The following is a 24,657-nucleotide window of genomic DNA, read 5'->3' as shown; positions in this document are numbered from 1 at the left end:
GCCTGTCGTCCCCGCACGCGCGGGGGTCTTCCGCATCCGCCGGATGACCGGCGGGCACAGGTCATGGCGAGCCTAGGTAGCCGGACCTGACCGAAATGGCGACGGCCGAGGCTGCCGTCAGGTGCCGGCGGCCCGGAGCGAATCGGCGATCTTCGTGAGGTCGCGGATGAGGCCGAGGGCGGTCTCGATGTCGATGCCGTAGCCCTGGAACACCCGCCAGGGCACGTCGGCCGCGCGGGTCCGCAGCGCCCGGCCGGGCTCCGTCAGGGTCACCAGGACGCGGCGTTCGTCGGTGCGGTCGCGGGTGCGGGTGGCCAGACCGAGCTCCTCAAGGCGCTTGAGCAGCGGGGTGAGGGTACCGCTGTCGAGGTGCAGCCTGGCCCCGATGTCACCCACCGTGAGCGGTTCGGACGCCTCCCACAGCACCAGCATGGTGAGGTACTGCGGGTAGGTCAGACCGAGCTCGGCGAGCACGGGCCCGTACGCGCGGATGGCTGCGCGGCTCGCGCTGTACAGCGCGAAACAGAGCTGGTTGCCCAGCTCAAGCTGCGGGATGCGGTCCGCCATGCGATCAACGGTAGCAGCACCTCTTGCGCCATTCAATTGTGCGCAATATAGTTGTGAGCAATCGAGTGACCGAGCTACCCACGACAGGAGCCGATGAGCCATGGATGCCCTCTACACCGCCTCCGCCACCGCCTCGGGTGACGGCCGCAACGGCCACGTCGAGAGCGAGGACGGCCAGCTCACCCTCGAAGTGCGGATTCCCAAGGAGATGGGCGGCCCCGGCGGCGCCACCAACCCCGAGCAGCTGTTCGCCGCCGGCTACGCCGCCTGCTTCCACTCCGCCCTCAAGCTGGTGGGCCGCTCCGAGTCGGCCGACCTGGAGGGGTCGCAGGTCTCCGCCAGCGTGTCCATCGGAACCCTGGAGACGGGCNGGTTCGGCCTGGCGGTGGAGATCGACGTCCACACCCCCCGCGTCGACCGCGAGACCGCCGGCAACCTGCTGCAGAAGGCGCATCAGGTCTGCCCGTACTCGAACGCCGTGCGCGGCAACATCGAGGTCACCCTCAATGTCGTCTGAGCGGGCGTCTGATCGGCCAGCCGATGACCGGCCAGGCGGCGCAGGGCCAAGCGGCACGGGGCCAGGCGGCACCCCCGACGGCGGCGGCCGGGCCCGCGCGGAGCGCGCGCTGCTCGCGGACCTGCTCGCCGCCGCCGGCCCGGACCGGCCGACCCTCTGTGCCGGCTGGACCACCCATGACCTGGCCGCCCACCTGGTCACCCGCGAGCGGTCCCCCCTCGCCGGGCCGGGCCTGGTGATCCCGGCCCTGCACGGGATCACCGAGCGGGCGGAGCGGTCGACCGGGCAGTCGCACCCCTTCACCGAGCTGGTCGAGCTGTTCCGCAACGGGCCGGCCTGGTGGAACCCGGCCCGGCTGCGCCGGTTCGACGACGCCACCAACGTCGCCGAGTTCTACGTCCACCACGCCGACGTGGACCGCGCCGTACCCGGCTTCACCCCGCGGGCCCTCGACCCGGTGTCGCGGGAGCGGATCTGGTCCGGGCTGCGCCTGCTGGCCCGCGCCGGCTACCGGAGCACCGACGCCGAGGTGGTCGCGGAACGCACCGACACCGGCGCCCGCCGGGTGCTGCGCCGCGGAAAATCGACGGTGGTCATCGCCGGACCCCCCGAGGAACTGCTGCTGCATGCCTTCGGCCGGCGCTCGGTGGCGCAGGTCGAGCTGAGCGGCGACCCCGCCGCCATCGCCAGCCTCTGACTCCCGGCGTCAATGGCGCGGGTCGATTCCCACCCGCCGCGCCAACCCGCCGCGACCGTCATCCCAGGAACAGCGTCAACGCCGCGCCCGGTGCCATGATCGGGCCATGTCGCGCACCTTCGAGGAGCTGGTTGCCGAGGCCGGGGCGGTGCCGGTGACCGGGTGGGACTTCTCCTGGCTGGACGGACGGGCCACCGAGCAGCGCCCTTCCTGGGGATACTCCCGGCTGATGGGTGAACGGCTGGCGCAGGCGGCGGCCGCGCTGGACGTCCAGACCGGCGGCGGAGAGGTTCTCGCCGGTGCGCCTCGACTGCCGGTCCTGACCGTGGCCACCGAGGCATGGCGGCCGAACCTCGCCCGCGCGGCGGCGGTGCTGCGCCCGCGCGGCGTCGCGGTCGTCGGTGCCGGGGATGCGCTGCCCTTCACCGGAGAGGCGTTCGACCTGGTGGTGAGCCGGCATCCGGTCAACACCGCGTGGGCGGAGATCGCGCGGGTGCTGCGCCGCGGGGGCTGCTACCTTTCGCAGCAGGTCGGTCCGGCGAGTGTCTTCGAGCTGGTCGAGTATTTCCTCGGCCCGCAGCCGCCGGAGGTACGGGACCGCCGCCACCCGGACCGGGCCCGGGCAGCCGCCCAGGCCGCCGGCCTGGAGGTGGTCGACCTGCGGTCGGAATCGCTGCGCACCGAGTTCTTCGACGTGGGCGCGGTGATCTACTTTCTGCGCAAGGTGATCTGGATGGTGCCGGATTTCACCGTCGCGCGGTACCGCCGGCAGCTGGCCGCCCTGCATGACCGGATGCGGGCGGAGGGTCCGTTCGTCGCGCACACCACGAGGTTCCTGATCGAGGCCCGTCGACCCGCCTGAGGCCGAGCCCGCCGGACCAGCCAAGCCGAAAGCTGACAGACATGCCAGAAGGCGGGTCCTTCGGGTCGGACGTCCCGGCGGGCGGCCCCACCGGCGGCCGTTCGGGGCAGCGCTCCCGGCCGCGCAGCCCACCGTCGGACGCCCGTTCCCCGGGCGGGGCGGCGGTGGCCCGCCCGAGCCGCCGCAGCTGCGACATCCCGAGCATCCACTGGCCCTTGACCAGGGCCTTTCCCCGCCACAGCACGGAGCACAGCCCGCGGAAGCTGCTCCTGGAACACCAAGAACGATCTTGTGGAGCACCGAACTCGCCGGTTGGAGGAACGGCCACCACCAACTGCGTCAAGAGGCGTCCAGGCGAGGACACAGGGAGCCCCATAGTCGCGCGAACGCAACACCCAGGCCGGCGGCGCAGAGCGGTCAGCTGTGTCAGATCAGCCGGATGCGGACCGTGGCACGGACCGGCCGCCGCACCCGCCCCGCCGTGGCCGACCCGGCCCGCGGCGCGGGTCGGCCACCAGCGCGCCACGGCGGCTACGCCGCGACCAGGTCCACGGTGAGCTCGCTGCCGGTGGCGGCGCGCACGTCGTCGACGCTCACGCCCGGAGCGGTCTCCCGGAGCACGAGCCCACCGCCGGCCACCACGTCGATCACCGCCAGATCGGTGATGATCCGGTGCGCGCAGGCGCGGCCGGTGAGCGGCAGCGTGCACTCGTCCAGGATCTTGTGGCTGCCGTCCCGGGCGACGTGCTCCATCATCACGATCACGTGCCGGGCGCCGTGCACGAGGTCCATGGCACCGCCCATACCCTTGACCATTTTGCCGGGGATCATCCAGTTGGCCAGGTCACCGGCCCGCGAGACCTGCATCGCCCCGAGCACCGCGACGTCGACGTGCCCGCCGCGGATCATCCCGAAGGACGCCGCCGAGTCGAAGAAGGAGGCGCCCGGCAGTACGGTCACGGTCTCCTTGCCGGCGTTGATCAGATCCGCGTCGACGGCGCTCTCGGCCGGGTAGGGGCCGACGCCGAGGATGCCGTTCTCGCTGTGCAGCACCACGGTCACGCCGGCGGGCAGGTAGTTGGGCACCAGCGTCGGCAGGCCGATGCCGAGGTTCACGTACTGACCGCTGCGCAGTTCCCGGGCGACCCGGGCGGCAAGCTCGGTGCGAGTCAGGGCCATGTCAGCTCACCGTCCGCTTCTCGATCCGCTTCTCCGTGTCCGGCACGTGCACGACCCGCTGGACGAAGATGCCCGGGGTGTGCACCTGGGCCGGGTCGAGCTCACCCGGCTCGACCAGCTCCTCGACCTCGGCGATGGTCACCCGGCCGGCGGTCGCGCACAGCGGGTTGAAGTTGGCGGCGCTGGCCCGGTAGACGAGGTTGCCGTGCTGGTCGCCCTTCCAGGCGTGCACGAGCGCGAAGTCACACACGATCCCGCGCTCGAGGACGTAGGGCACGCCGTCGAACTCCCGGGTCTCCTTCGGCGGTGAGGCGACCGCCACACCGCCCTTGCCGTCGTACAGCCACGGAAGGCCACCGTCGGCGACCTGGGTACCGACCCCGGCCGGGGTGTAGAAGGCGGGGATGCCGGCACCGCCGGCCCGCAGCCGCTCGGCGAGCGTGCCCTGCGGGACGAGCTCCACCTCCAGCTCACCGGAGAGGAACTGGCGCTCGAACTCCTTGTTCTCACCGACGTACGAGCCGGTCGTGCGGCGGATCCGGCCCGCCTTCAGCAGCAGGCCGAGCCCCCAGTCGTCGACCCCGCAGTTGTTGCTGACCGTCTCCAGATCCTTGGGGCCGGCCTCAAGGAGAGCGCGGATGAGGCCACTCGGGATGCCGCAGAGGCCGAAGCCGCCCACTGCCAGCGACGCCCCGTCCGGGACGTCCGCCACGGCGAGCGCCGTGCTCGCAACCACCTTGTCCAACCTGTCCACCCCTCACTCGCGCACCGGTGCCGGTCCTCGTCCGTCCACTGCAAGTCCGTCCACTGCAAGCAGCAACAACGTTCGCTCAGCGCGGCGCGGCGGATCATCGCGCGACCGCTGTCGGGCCGACCAGCCCGACCGTGCCACGGTTCCCGGGAACTCCGGTGTCGGACGGGACACGACACCCTGGGGCACGTTAGCAGAGACTTACCTCCCCGCAGGGGAAGATCACCCGAAGGGGTCGCACCCTCGCCGCCGGGGCACGCGCCCCCTCCCGCCGGGGCCGCGCACACTCCCCCGCCTGGCCCCGCCCAGCCCTCTGCTGGACTGTGTCCAGTGGCCGACGGTACGTTGAGCAGCGATCCGTTTGGCGCGAGAGCACATAATTCTGTGCGAACCGCCGGTGCGAACCGTCCGTGGCGAACCCGTCCGAGGCGACCTGGAGGCATCCGACCGATGCTGTCGAAGGCGAGATCCACGCCGCAGGTCCCCCGAGCGGTCGCCGCCGGATTATCACCAGGCCCCGAGCCCGCCGAAACGCACCTGGGCGCCCGCTCGCACCGGCGGTGCAGCCGGGCCTGTTGAGTGATTCCGTCCTCGGAGCGCGCACCGAGGACGATCTCTCACTCCGGTCGCGGAGCAGCCGGGCTGCTCCCAGCCGGGCTGCTTGGGGGGAGCCGTGGCCGGGCTGTCCGTGGCTGGGCTGTCCGTGGCTGGGCTGCTGGTGGCGGGTCCGCACTCGCCACGATCCGCTGTGCCGCCGCGCCGCTCCGGAGGTTCCACGGGTCGCCCTCCCTCTTCCGGGTCGGCGCACTCCCGGGCAGGCCATTCACTACTCATCGATTTATCGAAACGGCGGGGAAACCGCCTCGACCATGAGAGGGCGACCGGATGCGACGCACGGTCTTCGGTCCCGAACACGACGCTTTCCGGGCGGTGGTCCGCACCTTTTTCGAAAAGGAGATCGGGGCGCATTACCAGGAGTGGGAGGAGGCCGGCCGGCCGCCGCGCGACTTCTACAACAAGGCCGGTGACCTCGGGATCCTCGGGCTGGGAATCCCGGAGGAGTACGGCGGCGGCGGCGCGGACTTCCTGTTCAACGCCGTCGTCACCGAGGAGGCCGCCCGGGCCGGCTACGCGCTGGGGCCGCTGCGCATCCACGCCGACATCTCGGTGCCGTACTTCGTCGACCACGGCAACGACGAGCAGAAGGCCCGCTGGCTGCCGGGCCTGGCCAGCGGCGAGCTGGTCGCCGCGCTGGCGCTGACGGAGCCGGGCGCGGGCTCGGACCTCGCCGGGCTCACCACCAGCGCGCGCCGCGAGGGCGACCACTACGTGGTGAACGGCTCGAAGACGTTCATCACCGGTGGCCTCAACGCCGACCTGTTCCTGACCGCGGTGAAGACGGACCCGACCCAGCGCCACGCCGGCCTGTCGCTGCTGGTCATCCCCGGCGACCTCCCTGGTGTCAGCCGCGGCGCCCCGCTGCACAAGATCGGGCTGCACATCCAGGAAGCCGTCGAGATCTTCTTCGACGACGTCCGCGTCCCCGCGGCGAACCTGCTCGGCGAGGAGGGCCAGGGATTCACCTACCTGACCTCGCACCTGGTGCAGGAGCGGCTTTCGATCGCGATCAACGCGCAGGGGGCGGCCGCCTCGATCGTCGAGCAGACCGTCGCCTATGTGAACGACCGCAAGCTGTTCGGCAAGACGCTCAACACCTTCCAGAACACCAAGTTCGTGCTGGCCGGGTGCGCGACGGAGGTCGCGGCCGGGCAGGCGCTGCTCGACCAGATTCTCGTCGCCCATGTCACCGGCGGGGCCACTCCGGCCGACGCGGCGGTGGTCAAGCTGTTCTGCACGGAGATGCAGGGGCGGGTGATCGACGCCTGCCTGCAGCTGTTCGGCGGCTACGGCTACATCAACGAGTACCCGGTGGCGCGGGCGTGGGCGGATGCCCGGGTCGGGCGGATCTACGGTGGCTCCAGCGAGGTCATGAAGACGATCATCGCGAAGTCGCTCGGGCTGTGACGGCGCGCCCGGCCGTGCGCCATGACCACTGGATCGACGGCAGAGCGGTGGCACCGGCGGGCGGGGCCTACCTGCCCACCCTTCAGCCCGCGACCCGCCAGGCCGGCGACGAGGTGGCCGCCGGCTCCGCCGCGGACGTCGACCGGGCCGTGACCGCGGCTGCGGCGGCGCAGCCCGGTTGGGCCCGCAGCTCCGGCGCGCAGCGCTGCGACGCCCTGCTTCGGGTGGCCGATGCCATCGACGCGCACGCGCCTGAGCTGATCGAGCTGGAGCGGGCGGCGACGGGGAAGGTTCCCGACCAGGTGCGGTCCGAGGTCGACATGTCGGCGGCCTACTTCCGCTACTACGCCGGCATCCTGCGGGCCCACCACGGGCGCACGATCGACCAGGGCGGCGGCAGCCACACCTACACCCGGCTCGAGCCGTACGGGATCATCGCGGTGATCACCCCGTGGAATCTGCCGTTGAACCAGGCGTGCCGGGCGCTGGCTCCGGCGCTGGCGGCCGGCAACGCCATCGTCGCCAAGCCGTCCGAGCTGACCTCGGCGTCAACCGTGCGGCTCGCGCGGCTCGCGACCGAGGCCGGCCTGCCGGACGGGCTGCTCAACGTGGTGACCGGGACCGGTCCGGAGGTTGGCACTCCGCTGGTGTCCGACGACCGGGTCGGGCGGATCACGTTCACCGGGTCGGTTGCCACCGGGCGGTATCTGGCGCGGATCGCGGCCGACCGGCTGATTCCGGTGACCCTTGAGCTCGGCGGCAAGTCGCCGCTGGTGGTGTTCGCCGACGCCGACCTGACGAAGGCCGCCGCCGCCGCGGTGGCGTCGGCGGCCACCAACGCCGGGCAGGTCTGCTCGGCCACCACCCGGCTGCTCGTCGAGGCGCAGGTGCACGACGAGCTGGTCGAGCGGGTGGTGGCCGGCGTGGAGCGGCTCACCCCGGGAGTCGACTTCGGGCCGATCATCAGCGAGGCCCAGTACCACAAGGTGTTGGACTTCTTCGCCGCGACGAGGTCGTCCGGTGTGGAGCCGGTGACCGGCGGGGGCGCCTACGAGGACGGGCCCGGCGCCCGGGGGCTGTACATCCGTCCCACGGTCTACGCCGGGGTGTCGCCGGAGCTGCCGGTCGCCCGCGACGAGATCTTCGGGCCGGTGCTCGTGACGATGCCGTTCACCGACGAGGCCGAGGCGCTCGCGCTCGCCAACGACTCCGAGTACGGGCTGGTGGGCAGTGTGTGGAGTGGTGATGTCGCCCGTGGGCTGCNGCTCGCCGAGCGTATCGATGCCGGGCAGGTCGCGGTGAACGGTGGGCCGATGACGATCGAGACGCCGTTCGGGGGCTACAAGGCCAGCGGGTACGGGCGGGAGAAGGGCATCGAGGCTCTGCACGAGTACGCCCGGGTGAAGTCGATCAGCCTGTCCCTCGGCTGAGAGCCCTGTCCCGCTACTGAGAGCCCTGTCCCTCTACTGAGAGCACGGAGAGGATCACGCGGACCATGGAACAGAGCGAGCGGCTGCGGGCCGCGTACGCCATGCGCCGGGCCATGCTCGGTGACGCCTACGTGGACAGTGCCACCGGTGACACCGACGAGATCAGCCAGCAGTTCCAGGACCACATCACCGCGCAGGCGTGGGGGGTGTGGACACGTGAGGGGGTGCTTTCCACCCGTGACCGCAGCCTGCTGGTGATGGCGATGACCGCGGCGCTGGGCCGGATGGAGGAGTTCCGCCTGCATGCCGGCTCCGCGCCTCGTACCGGGGTGAGTGACGCGGAGATCGACGAGTTGCTGTTCCAGGTGGCCGCCTACTGCGGTGCGCCGGCCGCGATCTCCGCGCGGCGGGCGGTCAAGGCCCTGCGGGCGGAACGCGACGGCGTATGAGCACGCCGAGTGTCGGGTTCGTCGGCCTCGGGAACATGGGCGGCGCGCTCGCCGCGAACGTGGCCGCGACCGGTGTCGACCTGATCGTCCACGACGCCGCCGGTCCGGCCCGCGCGCCGGCGGGGAGCACCTTCGCCGCGGAGGTCGCCGACGTCGCCCGAGCGGCCGAGATCGTCGTCCTGAGTCTTCCCGACGGCATCGCCTCGGAGCAGGTGGCCGCCCAGCTCGCCGGCGCCGCCGAGCGGCGGGTGACCCAGGTCGTCGACACCTCCACGATCGGGGTGAGCGCCGCCGGCCGCATCACCGCCCTGCTCGCGGCCCGGGGCATCGGGTACGTGGACGCGCCGGTGTCCGGCGGAGTGGCCGGTGCCCGCGCCCGCACGCTGACGGTGATGTACGCGGGTGCGGACGCGGACTGCGAGCGGGTGGAACCGGTGCTGGCCGCGCTCAGCGACCGCCGCCGCCGCGTCGGCGACCGCCCCGGCCTCGCGCAGGCCCTCAAACTGGCCAACAACTTCCTGGCCGCGGTCGCGCTCGCCGCCACCAGCGAGGCCGTCGCCTTCGGCACGGCGGCCGGGCTGGACATGGCAACCATGCTGGACGTGCTCAACAGCGCCAGCGGGCAGAACAACGCCACCGCCGAGAAGTTCCCGAACCAGGTGCTCACCGAGAACTACGCCGCCGGGTTCGCCAACTCGCTCATGGCCAAGGACCTGCGTCTCTATCTCGGCGAAGTACGGGAGCTCGACGGACCGGAGTCGATGGGCGCGGTCACCTCCTCGCTGTGGGAGGCGTTCGCGGCCGCCCAGCCCGGCGTCGACTTCACCCGGATCTATCCCTTCATCCGGGACGCCTGAGAGCGGCTCCGGCCGCGGCGCGGCGGAAAGCGCGCCCATTCGCGACCGCGCCCGGCGGGTACTGGGGCTGACCCTGCCGGGCGCGGTCGCGTTTCCGCCATCCCTCGCGGCGCCTCCGCGCGACCAGGTGTGGCATCCTCCTCTCCACGAGGGGGAGGATCCTTCTCTGTCGTGGAGAACTGAAGGCGATCAGGGAGGTGTCGGGGCACCGCCGGGCAGCCAGCCGGAACCACGGTCGCACCACGGGTGCGTGGGGGTCGCCCCGCGGTCACGCGGGGCGGCGGGCAGCACGCCGGGCGACCCGGAAGTGGCTACCGAACGCTACTTCCCAACTCCGGGGAGCAGGAAAATTCATCGGCACGGCCACTGACGTTGACTCGGACACCCTTCGCATGGAAACCTAATTATCGACAAGGAGAACGTAGTTCTCACCGGCGGCGAGGGAGGTGGACGGCAATGCGCGTGTCGTTCCGCCCGACTTCGCGATCGGCTGACCCGTGGACCCCGTCGACGGCCACGAGAGGACGGATCCGCCTGGCGCCACGGGTGCCGGGCGCCTGCTCGCCACGGCCCGCGTCCCTATCGGCGTCCCGCACCACTGTCGGCATAGAGCTCGCACACGAGAGGTAGACCTGTGCCCCACTACAAGAAGCCCGACGCGGGCAGCTGGACCCAGCACTATCCCGAGCTCGGCACCGCACCCGTCGACTACACCGACTCGATCGACCCCGCCTTCTACGAGAAGGAGCGCGAGGCGATCTTCAAGCGCACCTGGCTGCACGTCGGCCGGGTCGAGCGCCTCCCCCGCACCGGCAGCTACTTCACCAGGGAGCTGCCCGTCCTCGGAACGTCGCTCATCATCGTCAAGGGCGGCGACGGCAAGATCCGGGCGTTCCACAACGTGTGCCGCCACCGCGGCAACAAGCTGGTGTGGAACGACTACCCGGGCGAGGAGACCGAGGGCAGCTGCCGGCAGTTCATCTGCAAGTACCACGCCTGGCGCTACGACCTCACCGGGCAGCTCACCTTCGTCCAGCAGGAGGGTGAGTTCTTCGACCTCGACAAGGCCGACTACGGCCTGAAGGAGGTCCCGTGTGACGTCTGGGAAGGCTTCATCTACATCAACCTCAACCCGCAGCAGACGCTCGCCGAGTACCTCGGCGACTTCGCCAAGGGCCTTGAGGGCTACCCCTTCGGTGAGATGACCGAGGTCTACTCGTACAAGGCCGAGGTCGGCAGCAACTGGAAGATCTTCATCGACGCCTTCGCCGAGTTCTACCACGCGCCGGTGCTGCACCAGAAGCAGGCCGTGAAGGAGGAGGCCGAGAAGCTTCTCGGCTACGGCTTCGAGGCGCTGCACTACGAGCTGAAGAGCCCGCACTCGATGGTCTCCTCCTGGGGCGGCATGGCTCCGCCGAAGGACCCCTCGATGGTGAAGCCGATCGAGCGGGTGCTGCGCAGCGGCCTGTTCGGCCCGTGGGACCGGCCGGCCATCGACGGGCTCGACCCGCTGCCGCCGGCCCTCAACCCGGCGGGGCACCGGGCCTGGGGCCAGGACTCCTTCGAGTTCTTCCCCAACATGACCCTGCTGATCTGGGCCCCGGGCTGGTACCTCACCTACCTGTACTGGCCGACCGCGGTCGACAAGCACATCTTCGAGGCGAACCTGTACTTCGTGCCGCCGAAGAACGCCCGTGAGCGCCTCGCGCAGGAGCTGGCCGCGGTGACGTTCAAGGAGTACGCGCTCCAGGACGCCAACACCCTCGAAGCCACGCAGACCATGCTGGCCACCCGTACCGTCAGCGAATTCCCCCTGTGCGACCAGGAAATCCTCCTCCGGGCCCTGCACAAGGAAGTCGGCGACCGCGTGAAGGAGTACACCGATGCCTCTGCCCGCTGAGTTCTCGGAGCTCGAGCCGTACCTGGCCTGGGATCTGGCCACCGAGCCGGAGCGCTACGCGAAGCGGCTGGCTTCCTCCATGGAGGAGATGCAGGCCTACTACGACGCGGCCTTCCCGCTGCTCGAGGACGCGATCGCCTACCTCGACAAGTTCCCCCTCGACGACCTGCCCGAGGAGGCCCGCACCCTGATGCACCTGATGCAGTCCCTGGTCATGGTGTCCTTCCCGGTCGAGGTCTGGAAGCAGCCCCGGGTTCCGGACAGCGGTGCCGCCTACCTGGACGTCACCGTCGAGCCGGTGGTCTGAGACGCTCGCGGTCAGCACGGCCGGGTCTGTCGACGTCGGGTGACCGACGTCGACAGACCCGGCGCCCCCGGGCCGGTCCCGACGGCGGGGCCGGCCCGGTGAATCACAACGCTCCCAGATGGCAGCCCAGTTGCAGTCCAGATGAAGGGTGGCAGGTCCGTTGTCCACTGACGACGTCGTCGAGATCCAGCAGCTGCTCGCCAAGTACGCGGTGACCATCACCAAAGGCGACATCGAGGGACTGCTGTCGGTCTTCACTCCGGACGGCACCTACAGCGCCTTCGGTGACGTGTTCACCCTGGACCTCTTTCCCAAGATGGTCGCCGCCGCACCCAAGGGCCTGTTCCTGACCGGGACGGCGCTGGTCGACATCGACGGCGACTCCGCCACCGGCACGCAGCCGCTGTGCTTCATCGAGCACTCGAAGCACGACATGCGGATCGGGTACTACTCGGACACCTACCAGCGCACGGCCGACGGCTGGCGGCTGCGCACCCGGAAGATGACGTTCATCCGCCGCAGTGGCGACCACGACTCGGGACGTCCGCACGCGTACGAGCCCACCCCGTGAACATCGCGGAATTCCGGTCGGGACTGCGGGAGTGGTTCGCGCACAACGACCTCTCCCCCGGGCCCGACCATTCCCTCGACGGGCAGGTGGCGCAGCTCGCGCGGGTGCGCCGCGCGCTGTACGACGCCGGCTGGATGCGCTACGGCTGGCCGGTGGAGGTCGGTGGGCTGGGCGGCCCGGCGGTCCTGCGCGCGGTGCTCGGCGAGGAGGTCGCCTCCCGCGATCTCGCGGAGCCGGGGATCTACTCGATGATCGAGGTCCTCGCGCCCACCATGATCTCGTACGCGCCGCCGGCGCTGGCCGCCGAGATGGTGCCGCTGCTGCTGTCCGGTGCCGAGCAGTGGTGCCAGGGGTTCTCGGAGCCGGGTTCGGGCAGTGATCTGGCATCGCTGTCGACCCGGGCCGAGCAGCGCGAAGACGGCAGCTGGCTGGTCAACGGGCAGAAGGTGTGGACCAGCCTGGCGCAGTACTCCCAGCGCTGTGTGCTGCTCACCCGCACCGCGCCCGGGCACGGTGGCATCACCGCGTTCTTCGTCGACATGGACACCCCGGGGATCACCGTCCGCCCGCTGCGCACCATGCACGGCATCGACGAGTTCGCCGAGGTCTTCTTCGACGACGTCGTCGTCCCCGCCGACCGGATGCTGGGAGAACCCGGTGACGGCTGGCAGCTCGCGATGGACCTGCTGCCGCACGAGCGGTCGACCTGCTTCTGGCACCGGGTCGCGTTCCTCTACGAGCGGCTGGAGCGGCTGATCGACGAGCGGGCCGGCCTCGACAAGGCCCCCGCCACCGTCGGCACGGCGGCCGCTGCCGGTGCGACCGTCAACGCCGGGGCCACCGCCAACGCTGGGGCTGACGACGCCGACCTGGGCGGCGCGTATCTGGCGCTGCACACGATCCGCTGCCGCTCGCACGCCACCCAGCGCAGACTCGCCGCCGGCGCCCACCTCGGCCCGGAGACCTCCATCGACAAGGTCCTGCTCGCCACCGCCGAACAACGCCTGTTCGACACCGCCCGCGACCTGCTCCCCGGCGCCGTCGAACTCACCGACCCCCGCTGGCGCTCCGAGTATCTCTACTCCCGCGCGGCCACCATCTACGGTGGCACGGCCGAGATCCAGCGGAACATCATCGCCCGCCGGCTCCTCGAGCTGGGCAAGGAGTAACCATGGACGCCGCCGAACGCGACCTGCTCGCCGACACCCTGCGCAAGGCCATGACCGGCACCAGCGGCGCCGCGCTCGACTCCGCGCTGGACGAGCTCGGCTGGCCCGACCTGCTCGCCGAGGAACCCGACACCGCCATCCCCGTCGTGTTCACCCTCCTCGGCGAGACCGGCAGCCACGCCTCCGTCCTCAACGACGTCCTGCTGCATGCCGCGGGCCAGCCGCTGGGTGGCACCCTGCCCCTCCCCTACACCGGGGGCAGCTGGGTCCGCTGGGAGCGCGCCGACGCCCCCGAGGTGGCCGAGGACGCCGCCTCCGGTCAGCCCGCGGCCCTCGACACGGCCCTCCCGCTCCGCTCCGCGACCGGCGGCGACCTGGACCTCCCGCTCGCGGCCGGCCGCCGGGCGGTGGGCTGGTGGCTGCTCGGCACCGGCCGCACCATGCTGTCGCTCACCCGCGAGCACGCGCTGGCCCGCACCCAGTTCGGTCGGCCCATCGCCGGTTTCCAGGCGGTCCGCCACCGTCTCGCCGAGACCCTGGTCGCCCTCGAGGGCGCCGAGGCCACGCTGAACGCCGCCACCGCGAACCCCGGCGATCTGACAGCGCTGCTCGCCAAGGCCGCGGCCGGCAAGGCCGTGCTGGACACCGCCCGCCACTGCCAGCAGGTGCTCGCCGGGATCGGCTTCACCGCCGAGCACGACTTCCACCACCACCTGCGCCGGGCCCTCACCCTCGACGGGCTCCTCGGCAGCGCCCGCGATCTCACCCGCGAGGCCGGCGCCCTCATCCGCCAGCAGGGCCACGCCCCGCGCCTGATCAACCTCTGATCCGGCCGCCGCCGACGGGGCTGTGCCCCGCCGGCGGGTAGTACCAGCCCCGCCGGCGATCAGGTCGTCAGCCGGCCGGCGAGCGCGCGCACGACCGCGGCGGAGGCGATCGCGTGGCCGGCGGCATTGGCGTGGATCAGGTCGCTGGCGAAGATGTCGGGATCCGACGCCCGCGGGTGATGGTGGGTGTCGACGTGCAGGCCGCCGACCTCGGCCGAGGCGGCCGCGGTCAGTGCCTCGAGCTCGTCGAACCGACCGATCATGGTGTCGGCGAGCTCCGGTGGCATCAGGCCCGAGCGGGCCAGGTCGAACAGCCCCAGCGTCACGACCAGCGCGCCCCGGTCGGCGAGCGGCCCGAGGATGTCCAGCAGTCCGCGCCGGACCGCCGCCGGGTCGAACCTGGTGCTCAGCGTGTCGTTGCCGCCGGCCACGACCACCGCGAGATCCGGTTCGTGGGTGAGCGCGGTCCGCAGCTGCCGGTCCCGGATCTCGGCGACCCGCAGCCCGCGGGCACCGAGATTGACGTAACGGAAATCCGCGCGATCGCGGGCCAGCGCCCGCGCCACCCGGTCCGCGAAACCGAGGTCGAGGTAGCCGGGGCGCGGTTCGCGGACTCCGGCCGCCACGCTGTCACCCAGTACCACCAGCCGCCGCCAGGGTGCGTCCCGCAGCAGGGCGGCCTCGGCGGCGGCGGGCAGGCAGTCCGGGTCGGCGCGTTCGAGCGCGTCGTCGACGATCGTCATCGCCGACCTGCTTCCCGCGGCAGCACGGCCGCCGCGGCCTCCGGGGACGGGGACGGGGACGCCGGCAGGGACGCGGGCGGGGCGGGGCGACGCAGGCCCAGCCCGAGGACGGCCACCGCCACGCACAGGGCGGCCATCAGCCAGTAGACGAACCGGTAGGGTTCGTCGCCGTCAGCGACGGGCCCGGCGTCGAGCAGCACGGCCACGGCGGCGATGCCGAGCGCCCCGCCGACCTGGCGGGCGGCGATGTTCAGGCCGACGGCCGCCGCGAAGCGGGACGGGTCGACCGACAGGGCCGCGGCACTCGACACCCCCACGCTGACCGCGCCGATCCCCAGGCCGAGCCCGACCCCGCCGGTCAGCCAGGCGCTGACGAAGTGCGGCTCGACCGGCAGCCACCAGGCCAGCGCCGCGGCGGTGACGGCGATGGTGAGCCCGCCGGCGACGACCAGCGTGTGCGCGGACGGCTGCCGCCGTGCCCGGCTGATCGTGATCCCGACCAGTGCCGACCACACCGCCGCCGGTGTCATCGCGAGCCCGGCTCGCAGCGCCGAGTAGTCCCAGACGTCCACCAGGAACAGGACGGCGAGCAGCAGCGAAGCGTAGAGGGCCGCGCCGAAGAGCACCGAGACCGCGTTCGCGCGGGCGTAGGTCCGGTTGCGCCAGAGGTCGATCTCGATCGCCGGGGCCGGGTGACCGGACGAGCGGACCAGCGCGACCGCGACGGCGGCGAGGCCGGCGAGCAGGCACCCGAGGGTCGCCGGGGCATCCCAGCCCCAGCTCGCGCCCTCGGTCAGGCCGAGTACCGCGGCCCCGATCCCGCCGGTGAGCAGCAGTGTCGCCACCACGTCGGGGCGGCGGCCACCGGCCTGCCCGGAACCGGTGGGCAGTTGCCAGGCGCGGAGCAGCAGCCAGCCCCCGATCGGCACGTTGACGCAGAACAGCACCCGCCAGCCGACCGCGTCGACCAGCAGGCCGCCGATCGCCGGACCCGCCGCCGCGGCGAGACCGGCCGAGGCGCTCCACAGCCCGATGGCCGCGGCCCGGCGCGCGGGCGGAGTGTCGGCGAGCACGACGGCGAACGACGCCGGGATGAGCAACGCCGCGCCGAGCCCCTGCGCGGCCCGGGCGACGAGCAGCACCGCGAACACCGGGGCCGCCGCCGCCACCAGGGAGGACGCGGTGAACACCGCGGCGCCCACGACGAACAGCCGCCGGCGGCCGAGCACGTCCGCCAGCCGACCAGCCGGCGCGAGCAGGGCCGCGAACAGGATGGAGTAGCAGTTCACCACCCAGGACACCGACGTCACGCCGACCTTGAAGTCGCGGGCGAGGTCGGGCACCGCCAGGTTGGTGATCGTCACGTCGAGGAAGGCGAGGAACGAGCCGCCGCAGGCGAGCAGCAGCGCCGCGCCGGACCGGGCGGCCGGCGGGCTGGCCGCCCGGCCGGTCGCGGGCCCGGCCGTCGGAGGTCCCTCGGCTGGGGGGCCGAGAACGGGGAGCGCGTCGGAGGAGCTCATGAGCCGAGAACTTAGCGAACGAACGTTCGTTCTTCAATAGCGCACGATCGGTCGGTATCGTTGGCGCCGTGTCCGGCCGCCGCTCCGCCCACGACGCGGGAGAGACCCGCGCCGCGATCATCCGCCGCGCCGCCGACATCGCGTCCGTCGAGGGGATGGAAGGGCTCACGATCGGGCGACTCGCCGCCGAGCTGGGCATGAGCAAGTCCGGCGTGATCGGTCATTTCGGGACCAAGGAGCAGCTTCAGCTGGCCACCNTCGACCACGCGGTCGACCTGTTCCGCGCCGGCGTCTGGGAACCGGTGCGTCATCTGCGGCCCGGTCTCGAGCGCCTGCTCGGGATCTGCGCGTCCTGGGTCCGCTACGCCGACTCGCCGAGCCTCGCCGGCGGCTGCTTCATCGCGGCCGCGAGCTTCGAGTGGGACGGCCGGCCCGGGCCGGTCCACGACGCGGTGGCCGCCTGCACCGCGCGCTGGCGCCGGGTGCTGATCGCCGAGATCGAGACGGCGGTCGCGGCCGGCGAGCTCGCCGCCGACACGGATCCGGCGCAGGTCGCGTTCAGTCTGGACGCACTCGCGGCCGGCATGAACCCGGCCCGGCAGCTGCACGGAGACACCCGGGCCGCCGCCTGGAGCCTGCGGGCGATGCGCGCCGTGCTCGGGGTACCGGCCCCCGCGATCTGATCAGCTCGGACGAATCGCCGGCCATCGCCGCCGGCGGCGGCGGTGCGCCGCTGATCGCCGAAATGAGGCGGTGGCGGAAACAGCGGTGGGCGGGGTTGCCGGCCACCCCCGGAAATACGGGGTGCGCCCGATTCGAGATGCGTCTGGAAACCGGCCGCGAGGAAACGGATTTTGCTGCCAGTCAGTACCAGCCGTGCGCACCGCGTGGCTCAGGTCGGCCGGAGTCCGGGTGGGCCAGAGTCCGTGGGGGACCTTCGCCGACACGAGAGGGTGGTGCGGGTGCAGTACCTGCTACTGATGCTGGCAGTCCTTTCCGAGGTGACGGGTACCAGTCTGTTGAAGGCCACTGAGGGCTTCACCCGCCTTTGGCCCACGGTCGCCTGCCTCAGCGCTTACGGGCTGGCGTTCCTGGCGCTGTCCCGAGCAGTCCAGCGCGGGTTGGACGTCGGAATCGGCTATGCCATCTGGGCCGGGCTGGGCACCACCCTCATCGTCGCGATCGGCGCCGTGTTCCTCCACGAGCGGCTCACCGCGGCGAAGCTCCTGGGCGTGGCGCTGATCATCGCCGGTGTCATCGTCGTCAACCTCGCCGGCGGGCACTGACCTCCGCCGGACACCGACGTCCGCCGGCCTACCGGCCCGTGCCGTCGGCGCAGAGGCGCTCGCGGGCGACGCCGAAGGCCGTTCCGGACGGGTTCACCTGGACGAACGCATAGCAACTGAGCGGCTGCCGCGCGTTCGCACCCAGGTCGACCGGCGCGAGCAGACCCCCCGCGTCGTAGTCGGACACCCCCCGCAGCGCGCTGATGAAGCCTTCGCGGGTCGGGCAGTCGCCGGCGAGGTCCAGCCCGCGGATGAACATGTCGGCGAAGAGATACCCGTACATGGCGAACTCCTGCTCCGGCTGCGTGGTCTCCGGCGCGTACCGGTTCATCGCCTCGCGGTACCGGCCGAGAGCGTCCCCACCGGCCTCGAAGGGGCGGAAGTACACCGGGATCGACACCCCGGCCAGCGCGGGTCCCAGCGAGGGCAGCAGCGAGCGGGCGTACCCGCTGAGCGTGACGCTGACGGCGAGGTCGGGGCCCGCCTCCCGAGCCGCCTTGACGACCGCGGCGAAGTCCTCGGCGGAGGTCAGACCCACCAGGGAGTCGACGCCGGCGGCGGCCAGCTGCCTGGCCACCTGCAGCGGGCTGTCGGTGCTGCTGGCGTACGAGATCGGGGCGGCGGTGGCGAGACCGACCGCCTCGAAGTCCTCGCGGTACTCGTTCGCGCTCTGGATCACCGACTCCGCGGTTCCCGTCACCAGGATGCCGACCTTCTTGCCGCCGCCCTGCAGGATGTACCGGCCCACCGTCTGCGGCGAGGTCTCGTAGGCGTAGGCGAACAGGTTCTGGTACTCGGCCCAGCTCGGTACGGCGAGGCCCACGACCGGTATCCCACGGGCCTGCGTCTCGTCCAGCGACCCGCCGAGCGCGGTGGTGACCGCCACGATGCCCAGGACGGACTCGTGGTCGACGAGGTCCTTGGTGACCTGGGCGTTCTGGGAGGGAGAGCCGGCGTCGTCGCGCCACCGGTAGACGATCTGCCGCCCGCGCACCCCGCCTTCGGCGTTGGCGAGACCGATCCGGGCGTCCAACCCGGAGCGGGCCGAGGACATCGCGACGCTGCCGACGCCGGTGTCGGACAGGACCAGACCCGCCTTGACCTGGTCGGCGCTGACTCCGGGGCTGTCGCAGGCAGCGGCGCGTGTCGCCGGCCGCTCGGCCGAGCAGCCCACCGCCCCGACGAGACCGAACACGATGCTGACGCATAAGAGCGCCCGCGGAACGCCTGTTCGCATTAACCCCCCAAGACCGGACGAGTGACGACGGGCGCCCGGAGATGCGCCGTGCCCGGCCGGTCATCGACCGGGCCGGGCACCGCCATCCGCCTGGATCAAGCACCCTGTGTTGTGGGTCACGATCGTAGCCATATACCTGGGCGGTCGCACAAACATGGCACGTTTCATCCGGATCAATGCCGAGTGCCAACGACAGTACACGGAGAGCAAGCACCTGTTCCGGACTTTTTAATTGCCGGCGCCGGGCCCGGGCAAGCCCACCGATTAAGACACCGGGATCACCTGCGTGGTTAGCAACACGCAGCTACGTGCCACCAGCGCCGAAAATGGAGGACCTTTATTCCGGTTGACTCCGGGCGGCGGCGCTCATACCACCCGGTCGGCGCGCAGGGCGGCGATGTCGTCCGCGCCGAGGCCCAACTCGGCCAGAACGGCGTCGGTGTGCTCACCGAGCGCCGGCACGGCGCCCATCGGCGGCGACCACTCGGCCGCGATCGGCGGCGGGAGCAGCGCCCGCACGTTGCCGGTGGGGGTGGCCACCTCGCGCCAGCGGTCGCGCGCGGCGAGGTGCGGATGGTCGAGCACGTCCTGGACGCCGTTGAGGCGGGCGTTGCCCAGACCCGCGGCATCGAGGATCTCCTGCGCGCGGTCGAGGGTGACGCTCCCGGCCCAGGCCGTGATCACCTTGTCCAGCCGGGCACGCTCCCGGACCCGGTCGGCGTTGCCGGCGAACGCCGGATCGTCGGCCAGGTCCGGCCGGTCCAGGACCTTGCGCGCCAGCCGCTGCCATTCGCTGTCGTTGGTGGTGCCGAGCACCACCGTCTGGCCGTCCGCCGTCGGGTAGGCCCCGTAGGGCGCGACGGCGGGCGAGCCGACCCCGGCCGGCTCCTGTTCGAGGCCGGTCCCCATGGTGTAGTTGAGGGGGTAACCCATCCACTCGGTGACCACGTCGAAGAGGCTGACCGCGATCGCCGAGCCGCGTCCGGTCTCCCGCCGCGCGTAGAGCGCGCTGAGCACCGAGCTGAGCGCGTACATCCCGGTGGCGAGGTCGACCAGCGGGATACCCGCCTTGGCCGGCCGGCCCGGCTCACCGGTGATCGCGCACGAGCCGCCCTCGGACTGCACCAGCAGGTCGTAGGCGCGCTTGTGGGAGAGCGGGCCACCTTCGCCGTAGCCGGAGATGTCCACGGCGACCAGGCGCGGGTGCCGCGCGCAGACCTGCGCGGCGGCCAGGCCGCGGCGCTCCGCCGCGCCGGGCGCGAGGTTCTGGATCAGGACGTCGGCCCGGGCCAGCAGGCGTTCCAGCACCTCCGCCCCGCGCGGGTCCGCCCAGTTGAGCGTCACCGACTCCTTGCCCCGGTTGACCCAGACGAAGTGGGCGGCCATGCCGTTCAGCGCCCCGTCGTAGTGGCGGGCGAAGTCGCCGCCGCGGGGATTCTCGATCTTCACGACACGGGCGCCCATATCGGCCAGGTGCCGGGTGGCGATCGGGGCCGCCACGGCCTGCTCCAGGCCGACGACCAGGAGTCCCTCCAGCGGACGCCGCCCGCCTCCCGCGGTCTCGCGAAAATCCCGCTCGTCCGTCGCGGTCATGGCGCCTCCTCGGGGCAGTGCCCGCGTCGTGTCATGACGCGTGGCGGTGGCGGGCTCGGTAACCGGGCGGCCTGCAACTCGCGCCCGGCACGGGTCCGGTCTCGTCGACCGGTCGCGTCGACCGGTCTCCGGTCAGCGCGACCGGCAGGCGCGGCCGGTCAACGCGACCGGCCGGCCCGCCTTGCTTCGGTTCAGTTGGCGTTCTTGATCGCCGTCTTCATCTGGTCGAGGTTGACCAGGACGGGCCACCCGCTGACGCTCAGCGCGTTTCCGTGCCCGGTCTGGTGGATGTCGAACACCGACTGGATCGCCGCGTAGAAACCCTGCACGTCGAGGGTCTGGTTGACCGCGCGCTTGGCCTGGCGCAGCCCGAAGCTGGGCATGGTCGCGATGTGCGCGGCCAGCGCCCGGGTCTGCGCGTCCAGTTCCTCGCGCGGAACCACCTTGTTGACCATGCCGATCTGCTCCGCCTCGGCGGCGGTGACCGCGCGCCCGGTGAAGAGGATCTCCTTGGCCTTGCGGGGCCCCAGTTCCCAGGTGTGCCCGTGGTACTCGACCCCGCCGANGCCCATGGCCACCACCGGGTCGGAGAACATCGCGTCCTCGGAGGCGATGATCAGGTCGCACGGCCAGGCCAGCAGCAGCCCACCGGAGATGCACCGGCCCTGCACGGCGGCGATCGACGGCTTCGGCACGTTCCGCCACCGCAACGAGAACTCCAGGTAGCGCCGCGCCTCCACCCGGTAGATCCACTCCAGGGTGATCTTCTCCGGGGCGGGCGCGTTCGACTTCAGGTCGTGGCCCGCGGAGAAGTGCTTCCCCTCCGCCCGCAGAACGATGACCGCGACCTCGTCATCCGCCGCGGCGCGGGTCCAGGCCTGGTCGAGCTCCTCCAACAGCTCCAGGTTCTGGGCGTTGGCAGCCTCCGGACGATTGAGACTAATCGTGGCGATCCGGTCGGCGACGTCATAGTTGATGTACACACCAGGCTCCTCAGTTCCGNGGCAGTCCCAGCACCCGCTCAGCGATGATCGTGCGCTGGATCTCCGAGGTTCCTCCCGCGATGGTTCCGGCGAACGACCGCAGGTAGCGCTCGAACCATCCGGCGGAGAAGGCCTCAAGGTTGAGGTGAGCGTACGGCGCACTGGATGCCGGATGCACCAGAGCAGCGGCGCCCGCGGACTCCATCGCCTGCTCCGAGGCCCGCTGGACGGCCTCCGAACCGAGCAGCTTGAGCACCGACAGCGCGGCGACGTCCTGCTCGCCGCGGGCGGCGCTGGCCAGCGCCGCCGAGCCCAGCAGACGCAGCGCGTGGGCGTCCATGACGAGGCGCGCGTAGGCGTCCCGGCCGAGCACGTCCCGCGGGTGGAAGTCGCGGGTCAGGTCCTCGAGCCGGTCGGCGAAACTCAGCCACAGCAGGGTGCGCTCGTGGCCGAGGGAGCCGTTGGCCACGTGCCAGCCGTTGTTCAGCGCGCCGACGAGGTTCTCGGCGGGCACCCGGACGTCGTCGAAGAAGACCTCGTTGAAGTCGACGTCATCGCGGTCGATCGCCGAGCCGAACGGCCGGCGGGTCACCCCGGGGGTGTCCGTCGGGATCAGCAGCACGCTGATCCCCCGGTGCTTCGGCGCGTCCGGATCAGTCCGCACGAAGGTCAGCAGGACGTCCGCGTCGTGCGCGCCGGAGGTCCAGATCTTCTGGCCGTTGACGACGAAATGGTCGCCGTCGAGGACCGCTCGGGTGCGCAGCGAGGCCAGGTCGGACCCCGCGCCGGGCTCGCTCATCCCGAGCGCCGCGGTGATCTCGGCCCGCAGGATCGGCACCGCCCAGCGCCGCTTCTGCTCCGGCGTGCCGAACGACAGCAGCGAGGCGCCGATGATGCCCAGGCCCTGCGGGTTGAAGCTGTGGTAGATCCGCCGCCGGCTGAGCTCCTCCAGGTGGACGTACTGCTCCAGGATGGAGGCGTTGCGCCCGCCGAACTCGGGCGAGTTCCCGGGCAGCAGCCAGCCGGCGTCGAACAGCTGCCGCTGCCAGCGGCGGGCCCAGTCGGGAACGTGCGCGCTGGAGTAGGCGCGCTGCACCGTCTCCGCCTCGCCGGGCAGGTTCGCGTCGAGGAAGGCGGCGAACTCGGCGCGGAACCTCTCCACATCGGCGTCAAACGTCAGCTGCACGGTACTCCTCGGCGATCAGTGCCCGGTGTTCGGCGGCCCCGCCCAGCAGCAGCTCACAGGCCACCGCCCGCTTGATCGCGAACTGCAGGTCGTTCTCCCAGGTGAAGCCCATCGCCCCGAACAGCTGCAGGCCGTTGCGGACCACGAGCGACTGGCATTCGCCGGCGGCGGCCTTGGCCATCGCGGCGGCCAGCCGGCGGCGGGGGTCGCCGGCGGCGATGGTCAGCGCGGCGAAGTAGGCGAGCGCCCGGGCCCGTTCCACCGCGACGTGCATGTCCACGGCCTTGTGCTTGACGGCCTGGAACGACCCGATCGGCGCACCGAACTGCTCCCGTGCCCGCACGTGGTCGAGCGTCAGCTCCAGGATCCGCCGGCACGCACCGACGATGGTCAGCGCCAGCCCGGTGAGGGCCAGGTCCCGCGCCGGGGCCGGGTCGACGGCGCGGCGCGCGTCGGGCGCGACCCGGACGCCGGCCAGGGTGACGGTGGCGATGTGCAGGGCGGGGTCGAAGACGGGGAGGCGGGTCACGGTCGCGGCGGCGCTCGGCACGGTGAAGACCCCGGCCTCGGTCACGACCGCCAGCGAGTCCGCCCGGTCACCGTCCAGGACGTGGGTGCCGGTGCCGTGCAGCAGCCAGCCGTCCCTGTCCCGGTGCGCGGTCACGCCGTCGAGTACGGCCGTGCCGGTCCGGCCGGGCTCGGTGCCGCCCGGGACCAGCGGGGCGAACCAGGTCATCGTGGCCAGGTAGGGCGTCGGGTCGACCGCCCGGCCGAGCTCCTCCAGCAGGATGGCCAGTTCCACCGCCTCGGCGGGCTCGACCAGCTCCGTCCAGCCGAGGTCGGCGTAGGTCTGCCACAGCGGTGCGGGATCCGCGCCCTCGTCCGCGACCCGGCGGACGAGTTCCGGCGGGCACTCCCGGACGAGGACCTCCCGGACCGTCTTCTGCCAGAGCCGCTGGTCGGAGTCGAACTCAAAGAGCATTGCGCGCTCCCGCGCCGCCCGGCCGGTCGGTGAAGATCGTCAACATCGGCTCCTCGATGGCGCACCGTGGCGTACCGCACCTGTACGCGTGAAGCCGCGCGCTGCCGGGGGACCGACGGCCCCCGTCGGCGCTCCCAACATCCCAGAGTCGGTATGCAGGTTCCAGGTAACGTCCGACCGGCGGTAGCCACTCGGACCGAACTCCTGCGAGAATAACATTCTCACTGATCGAAAGTTAAGGTCTCGTAGCCGGTCGGTGTACTACCACCGCGGTTGGCCGGATGTCCCAGCATCAGTGCAGTACGTTCTGACACATGGCCCAGAAGACGGAGCTGCCCGTGACCGCCCCGAAGGAAGAGCCGGCCTGGAAGCAGCGTGCCGTCGAGCGTTCGACCCGGGCCGCCAAGCTCCGGGCCGAGCAGCGGGTGGTCCAGTTCCTGGACGCGGCTCAGGCGATCATCGCCGAGAAGGGCTCGCTCGATCTCACCGTGCAGGAGGTCGTCGACCGGTCCCGCCAGTCGCTGCGCAGCTTCTACCAGCACTTCAGCGGTAAGCACGAGCTGCTGCTCGCGCTGTTCGAGAACGCGCTCAACGAGTCGGCGGAGGAGATCCGCGCAGCCGCCGAGCAGGAGCCCGACCCGCTGGGCCAGCTGCGGATCGCGGTCCGGCTGCTGTTCGAGCAGAGCCATTCCGATCAGGCCCGCCGCCGCCGGCCACTGTTCACCGACTTCGCCCCGCAGCTGCTGGTCTCGCATCCGGCCGAGGTGAAGGTGGCGCACGCCCCGCTGCTCGCTCTGATCACCGAAATGATGAACCGGGCCGCCGCGGCCGGCCAGCTGCGCGGCGGGCTGAAGCCGCGCCGGGCGGCGGCGATGGTGATGCAGACCGCCATGTTCCTCTCCCAGTCAAACGGCGTCTCCGGGAGCGAGAACGCAAACCCGATCACCGTCGAGGAGGTCTGGGACTTCTGCCTGACCGGGATCAGCGGCTCCGTGGCGTCCTGAGCCGGTCACCCGGAG

At 71.8% G+C, this 24,657-nt stretch carries 24 protein-coding genes and 5 pseudogenes; 18 read left to right on the top strand and 11 right to left on the bottom strand.

What is annotated here, in order from left to right; translation table 11 throughout:
* Positions 1–117: 117 nt before the first annotated feature.
* Positions 118–567, bottom strand: a complete 450-nt coding sequence (locus UG55_RS00885; RefSeq protein ID WP_066061273.1) for a MarR family winged helix-turn-helix transcriptional regulator — start codon at positions 565–567, stop codon at positions 118–120.
* A 100-nt stretch (positions 568–667) separates the two neighbouring features.
* Between UG55_RS00885 and UG55_RS30900 the strand changes: the two are divergent.
* From UG55_RS30900 to UG55_RS00870, 4 genes and pseudogenes are all read left to right on the top strand, one after another.
* A pseudogene (locus UG55_RS30900) lies at positions 668–937 on the top strand (Ohr family peroxiredoxin); the annotation flags it as partial.
* A gap of 1 nt (position 938) precedes the next feature.
* Positions 939–1,084: pseudogene (locus UG55_RS30895) on the top strand (organic hydroperoxide resistance protein); the annotation flags it as partial.
* Entirely contained in the window at positions 1,074–1,781 is a 708-nt protein-coding gene (locus UG55_RS00875) for a TIGR03085 family metal-binding protein (RefSeq protein ID WP_083986252.1), read from the top strand. The pseudogene UG55_RS30895 and the gene UG55_RS00875, both read left to right, overlap by 11 nt.
* Positions 1,782–1,887: 106 nt before the next feature.
* Entirely contained in the window at positions 1,888–2,643 is a 756-nt protein-coding gene (locus tag UG55_RS00870; protein ID WP_066061268.1) for a class I SAM-dependent methyltransferase, read from the top strand.
* A gap of 531 nt (positions 2,644–3,174) precedes the next feature.
* On the opposite strand, the gene UG55_RS00865 is transcribed toward UG55_RS00870, so the two are convergent.
* Both UG55_RS00865 and UG55_RS00860 read right to left on the bottom strand, forming a co-directional pair.
* Positions 3,175–3,822 (bottom strand): CoA transferase subunit B, encoded by a 648-nt coding sequence (locus UG55_RS00865; protein WP_066061266.1) that lies wholly within the window; start codon positions 3,820–3,822, stop codon positions 3,175–3,177.
* Position 3,823: 1 nt separating this feature from the next.
* Positions 3,824–4,567, bottom strand: a complete 744-nt coding sequence (locus UG55_RS00860) for a CoA transferase subunit A (RefSeq protein ID WP_066061367.1) — start codon at positions 4,565–4,567, stop codon at positions 3,824–3,826.
* A gap of 891 nt (positions 4,568–5,458) precedes the next feature.
* Here UG55_RS00860 and UG55_RS00855 point away from each other — a divergent pair.
* The 10 genes and pseudogenes from UG55_RS00855 to UG55_RS00815 all read left to right on the top strand — a co-directional run bounded on the left by UG55_RS00855 (position 5,459) and on the right by UG55_RS00815 (position 14,108).
* Positions 5,459–6,598, top strand: coding sequence for an acyl-CoA dehydrogenase family protein (locus UG55_RS00855; protein ID WP_066061263.1), 1,140 nt, complete (start codon positions 5,459–5,461; stop codon positions 6,596–6,598).
* Positions 6,595–7,861, top strand: a pseudogene (locus UG55_RS00850) (aldehyde dehydrogenase family protein); the annotation flags it as partial. The gene UG55_RS00855 and the pseudogene UG55_RS00850, both read left to right, overlap by 4 nt.
* 1 nt (position 7,862) lies before the next feature.
* The coding region (locus UG55_RS30890; protein WP_242423540.1) for an aldehyde dehydrogenase family protein at positions 7,863–8,028 on the top strand (166 nt) is incomplete at its 5' end.
* Between the two features lie 65 nt (positions 8,029–8,093).
* A complete protein-coding gene (locus UG55_RS00845) occupies positions 8,094–8,477 on the top strand; it encodes a carboxymuconolactone decarboxylase family protein (protein WP_066061261.1) in 384 nt (127 codons plus the stop codon).
* Entirely contained in the window at positions 8,474–9,334 is an 861-nt protein-coding gene (locus tag UG55_RS00840; protein ID WP_066061258.1) for an NAD(P)-dependent oxidoreductase, read from the top strand. The genes UG55_RS00845 and UG55_RS00840 overlap by 4 nt, the downstream gene beginning before the upstream one ends.
* A gap of 634 nt (positions 9,335–9,968) precedes the next feature.
* Complete coding sequence (locus tag UG55_RS00835; RefSeq protein ID WP_066061256.1) at positions 9,969–11,234, top strand: aromatic ring-hydroxylating dioxygenase subunit alpha; 1,266 nt, start codon at positions 9,969–9,971, stop codon at positions 11,232–11,234.
* Positions 11,218–11,541 (top strand): hypothetical protein, encoded by a 324-nt coding sequence (locus tag UG55_RS00830; RefSeq protein ID WP_066061253.1) that lies wholly within the window; start codon positions 11,218–11,220, stop codon positions 11,539–11,541. Before UG55_RS00835 ends, UG55_RS00830 begins: the two co-directional genes overlap by 17 nt.
* A gap of 160 nt (positions 11,542–11,701) precedes the next feature.
* Complete coding sequence (locus UG55_RS00825) at positions 11,702–12,112, top strand: nuclear transport factor 2 family protein (protein ID WP_066061250.1); 411 nt, start codon at positions 11,702–11,704, stop codon at positions 12,110–12,112.
* Positions 12,109–13,281: an acyl-CoA dehydrogenase family protein gene (locus UG55_RS00820; RefSeq protein ID WP_066061246.1), complete on the top strand. Its 1,173-nt coding sequence runs from the start codon at positions 12,109–12,111 to the stop codon at positions 13,279–13,281. The genes UG55_RS00825 and UG55_RS00820 overlap by 4 nt, the downstream gene beginning before the upstream one ends.
* A gap of 2 nt (positions 13,282–13,283) precedes the next feature.
* The gene (locus tag UG55_RS00815) at positions 13,284–14,108 is read left to right on the top strand and encodes an acyl-CoA dehydrogenase family protein (protein WP_066061243.1); all 825 of its coding nucleotides are present in this window, start codon (positions 13,284–13,286) and stop codon (positions 14,106–14,108) included.
* A 59-nt stretch (positions 14,109–14,167) separates the two neighbouring features.
* Here UG55_RS00815 and UG55_RS00810 read toward each other — a convergent pair whose 3' ends face one another.
* Positions 14,168–14,851, bottom strand: coding sequence for an SGNH/GDSL hydrolase family protein (locus UG55_RS00810; RefSeq protein WP_066061240.1), 684 nt, complete (start codon positions 14,849–14,851; stop codon positions 14,168–14,170).
* Positions 14,848–16,371 (bottom strand): MFS transporter, encoded by a 1,524-nt coding sequence (locus tag UG55_RS00805; protein ID WP_083986250.1) that lies wholly within the window; start codon positions 16,369–16,371, stop codon positions 14,848–14,850. Before UG55_RS00805 ends, UG55_RS00810 begins: the two co-directional genes overlap by 4 nt.
* A 68-nt stretch (positions 16,372–16,439) precedes the next feature.
* Here UG55_RS00805 and UG55_RS45055 point away from each other — a divergent pair.
* From UG55_RS45055 to UG55_RS00795, 3 genes and pseudogenes are all read left to right on the top strand, one after another.
* Positions 16,440–16,628 (top strand): annotated as a pseudogene (locus tag UG55_RS45055) (TetR/AcrR family transcriptional regulator); the annotation flags it as partial.
* A gap of 45 nt (positions 16,629–16,673) precedes the next feature.
* Positions 16,674–17,054, top strand: coding sequence for a TetR family transcriptional regulator C-terminal domain-containing protein (locus UG55_RS46520; protein ID WP_396230769.1), 381 nt, complete (start codon positions 16,674–16,676; stop codon positions 17,052–17,054).
* A 279-nt stretch (positions 17,055–17,333) separates the two neighbouring features.
* The gene (locus UG55_RS00795; RefSeq protein WP_083986260.1) at positions 17,334–17,657 is read left to right on the top strand and encodes a multidrug efflux SMR transporter; all 324 of its coding nucleotides are present in this window, start codon (positions 17,334–17,336) and stop codon (positions 17,655–17,657) included.
* Between the two features lie 28 nt (positions 17,658–17,685).
* On the opposite strand, the gene UG55_RS00790 is transcribed toward UG55_RS00795, so the two are convergent.
* The 6 genes and pseudogenes from UG55_RS00790 to UG55_RS00770 all read right to left on the bottom strand — a co-directional run bounded on the left by UG55_RS00790 (position 17,686) and on the right by UG55_RS00770 (position 23,638).
* Positions 17,686–18,894 (bottom strand): ABC transporter substrate-binding protein, encoded by a 1,209-nt coding sequence (locus tag UG55_RS00790; protein ID WP_066061235.1) that lies wholly within the window; start codon positions 18,892–18,894, stop codon positions 17,686–17,688.
* 366 nt (positions 18,895–19,260) lie between these two features.
* On the bottom strand, positions 19,261–20,487 hold the full coding sequence (locus UG55_RS00785; protein WP_066061230.1) for a CaiB/BaiF CoA-transferase family protein: 1,227 nt from the start codon (positions 20,485–20,487) through the stop codon (positions 19,261–19,263).
* Between the two features lie 191 nt (positions 20,488–20,678).
* Positions 20,679–21,052, bottom strand: a pseudogene (locus UG55_RS30880) (enoyl-CoA hydratase-related protein); the annotation flags it as partial.
* 1 nt (position 21,053) lies between these two features.
* A partial coding sequence (locus tag UG55_RS30875; protein WP_242423530.1) for an enoyl-CoA hydratase-related protein occupies positions 21,054–21,470 on the bottom strand: 417 nt, incomplete at its 3' end.
* Between the two features lie 20 nt (positions 21,471–21,490).
* Positions 21,491–22,656, bottom strand: a 1,166-nt coding sequence (locus UG55_RS00775; protein ID WP_396230765.1) for an acyl-CoA dehydrogenase family protein, incomplete at its 3' end; no start/stop codon positions are given.
* Positions 22,640–23,638 carry an acyl-CoA dehydrogenase family protein gene (locus tag UG55_RS00770; RefSeq protein ID WP_066061221.1) on the bottom strand — a complete coding sequence of 333 codons (999 nt, stop codon included), beginning with the start codon at positions 23,636–23,638 and terminating at the stop codon, positions 22,640–22,642. The genes UG55_RS00770 and UG55_RS00775, both read right to left, overlap by 17 nt.
* Positions 23,639–23,952: 314 nt before the next feature.
* Between UG55_RS00770 and UG55_RS00765 the strand changes: the two genes are divergently transcribed.
* Entirely contained in the window at positions 23,953–24,642 is a 690-nt protein-coding gene (locus UG55_RS00765; RefSeq protein WP_066061218.1) for a TetR/AcrR family transcriptional regulator, read from the top strand.
* The last annotated feature ends 15 nt before the right edge of the window (positions 24,643–24,657 follow it).

The sequence above is a fragment of the Frankia sp. EI5c genome (assembly GCF_001636565.1).
Classification (GTDB): domain Bacteria; phylum Actinomycetota; class Actinomycetes; order Frankiales; family Frankiaceae; genus Parafrankia.
Note: the sequence above shows the minus strand (reverse complement) of the source record. Positions and strands in the feature narration are given on the sequence as shown.

Excerpts from the sequence above, each read along its gene's own strand:
- UG55_RS00885 (WP_066061273.1), bottom strand. The coding sequence starts at position 567 with ATGGCGGACCGCATCCCGCAGCTTGAGCTGGGCAACCAGCTCTGTTTC.
- UG55_RS00875 (WP_083986252.1), top strand. The coding sequence starts at position 1,074 with ATGTCGTCTGAGCGGGCGTCTGATCGGCCAGCCGATGACCGGCCAGGC.
- UG55_RS00870 (WP_066061268.1), top strand. The coding sequence starts at position 1,888 with ATGTCGCGCACCTTCGAGGAGCTGGTTGCCGAGGCCGGGGCGGTGCCG.
- UG55_RS00865 (WP_066061266.1), bottom strand. The coding sequence starts at position 3,822 with ATGGCCCTGACTCGCACCGAGCTTGCCGCCCGGGTCGCCCGGGAACTG.
- UG55_RS00855 (WP_066061263.1), top strand. The coding sequence starts at position 5,459 with ATGCGACGCACGGTCTTCGGTCCCGAACACGACGCTTTCCGGGCGGTG.
- UG55_RS00845 (WP_066061261.1), top strand. The coding sequence starts at position 8,094 with ATGGAACAGAGCGAGCGGCTGCGGGCCGCGTACGCCATGCGCCGGGCC.
- UG55_RS00840 (WP_066061258.1), top strand. The coding sequence starts at position 8,474 with ATGAGCACGCCGAGTGTCGGGTTCGTCGGCCTCGGGAACATGGGCGGC.
- UG55_RS00830 (WP_066061253.1), top strand. The coding sequence starts at position 11,218 with ATGCCTCTGCCCGCTGAGTTCTCGGAGCTCGAGCCGTACCTGGCCTGG.
- UG55_RS00815 (WP_066061243.1), top strand. The coding sequence starts at position 13,284 with ATGGACGCCGCCGAACGCGACCTGCTCGCCGACACCCTGCGCAAGGCC.
- UG55_RS00810 (WP_066061240.1), bottom strand. The coding sequence starts at position 14,851 with ATGACGATCGTCGACGACGCGCTCGAACGCGCCGACCCGGACTGCCTG.
- UG55_RS00805 (WP_083986250.1), bottom strand. The coding sequence starts at position 16,371 with ATGAGCTCCTCCGACGCGCTCCCCGTTCTCGGCCCCCCAGCCGAGGGA.
- UG55_RS00790 (WP_066061235.1), bottom strand. The coding sequence starts at position 18,894 with ATGCGAACAGGCGTTCCGCGGGCGCTCTTATGCGTCAGCATCGTGTTC.
- UG55_RS00785 (WP_066061230.1), bottom strand. The coding sequence starts at position 20,487 with ATGACCGCGACGGACGAGCGGGATTTTCGCGAGACCGCGGGAGGCGGG.
- UG55_RS00770 (WP_066061221.1), bottom strand. The coding sequence starts at position 23,638 with ATGCTCTTTGAGTTCGACTCCGACCAGCGGCTCTGGCAGAAGACGGTC.
- UG55_RS00765 (WP_066061218.1), top strand. The coding sequence starts at position 23,953 with ATGGCCCAGAAGACGGAGCTGCCCGTGACCGCCCCGAAGGAAGAGCCG.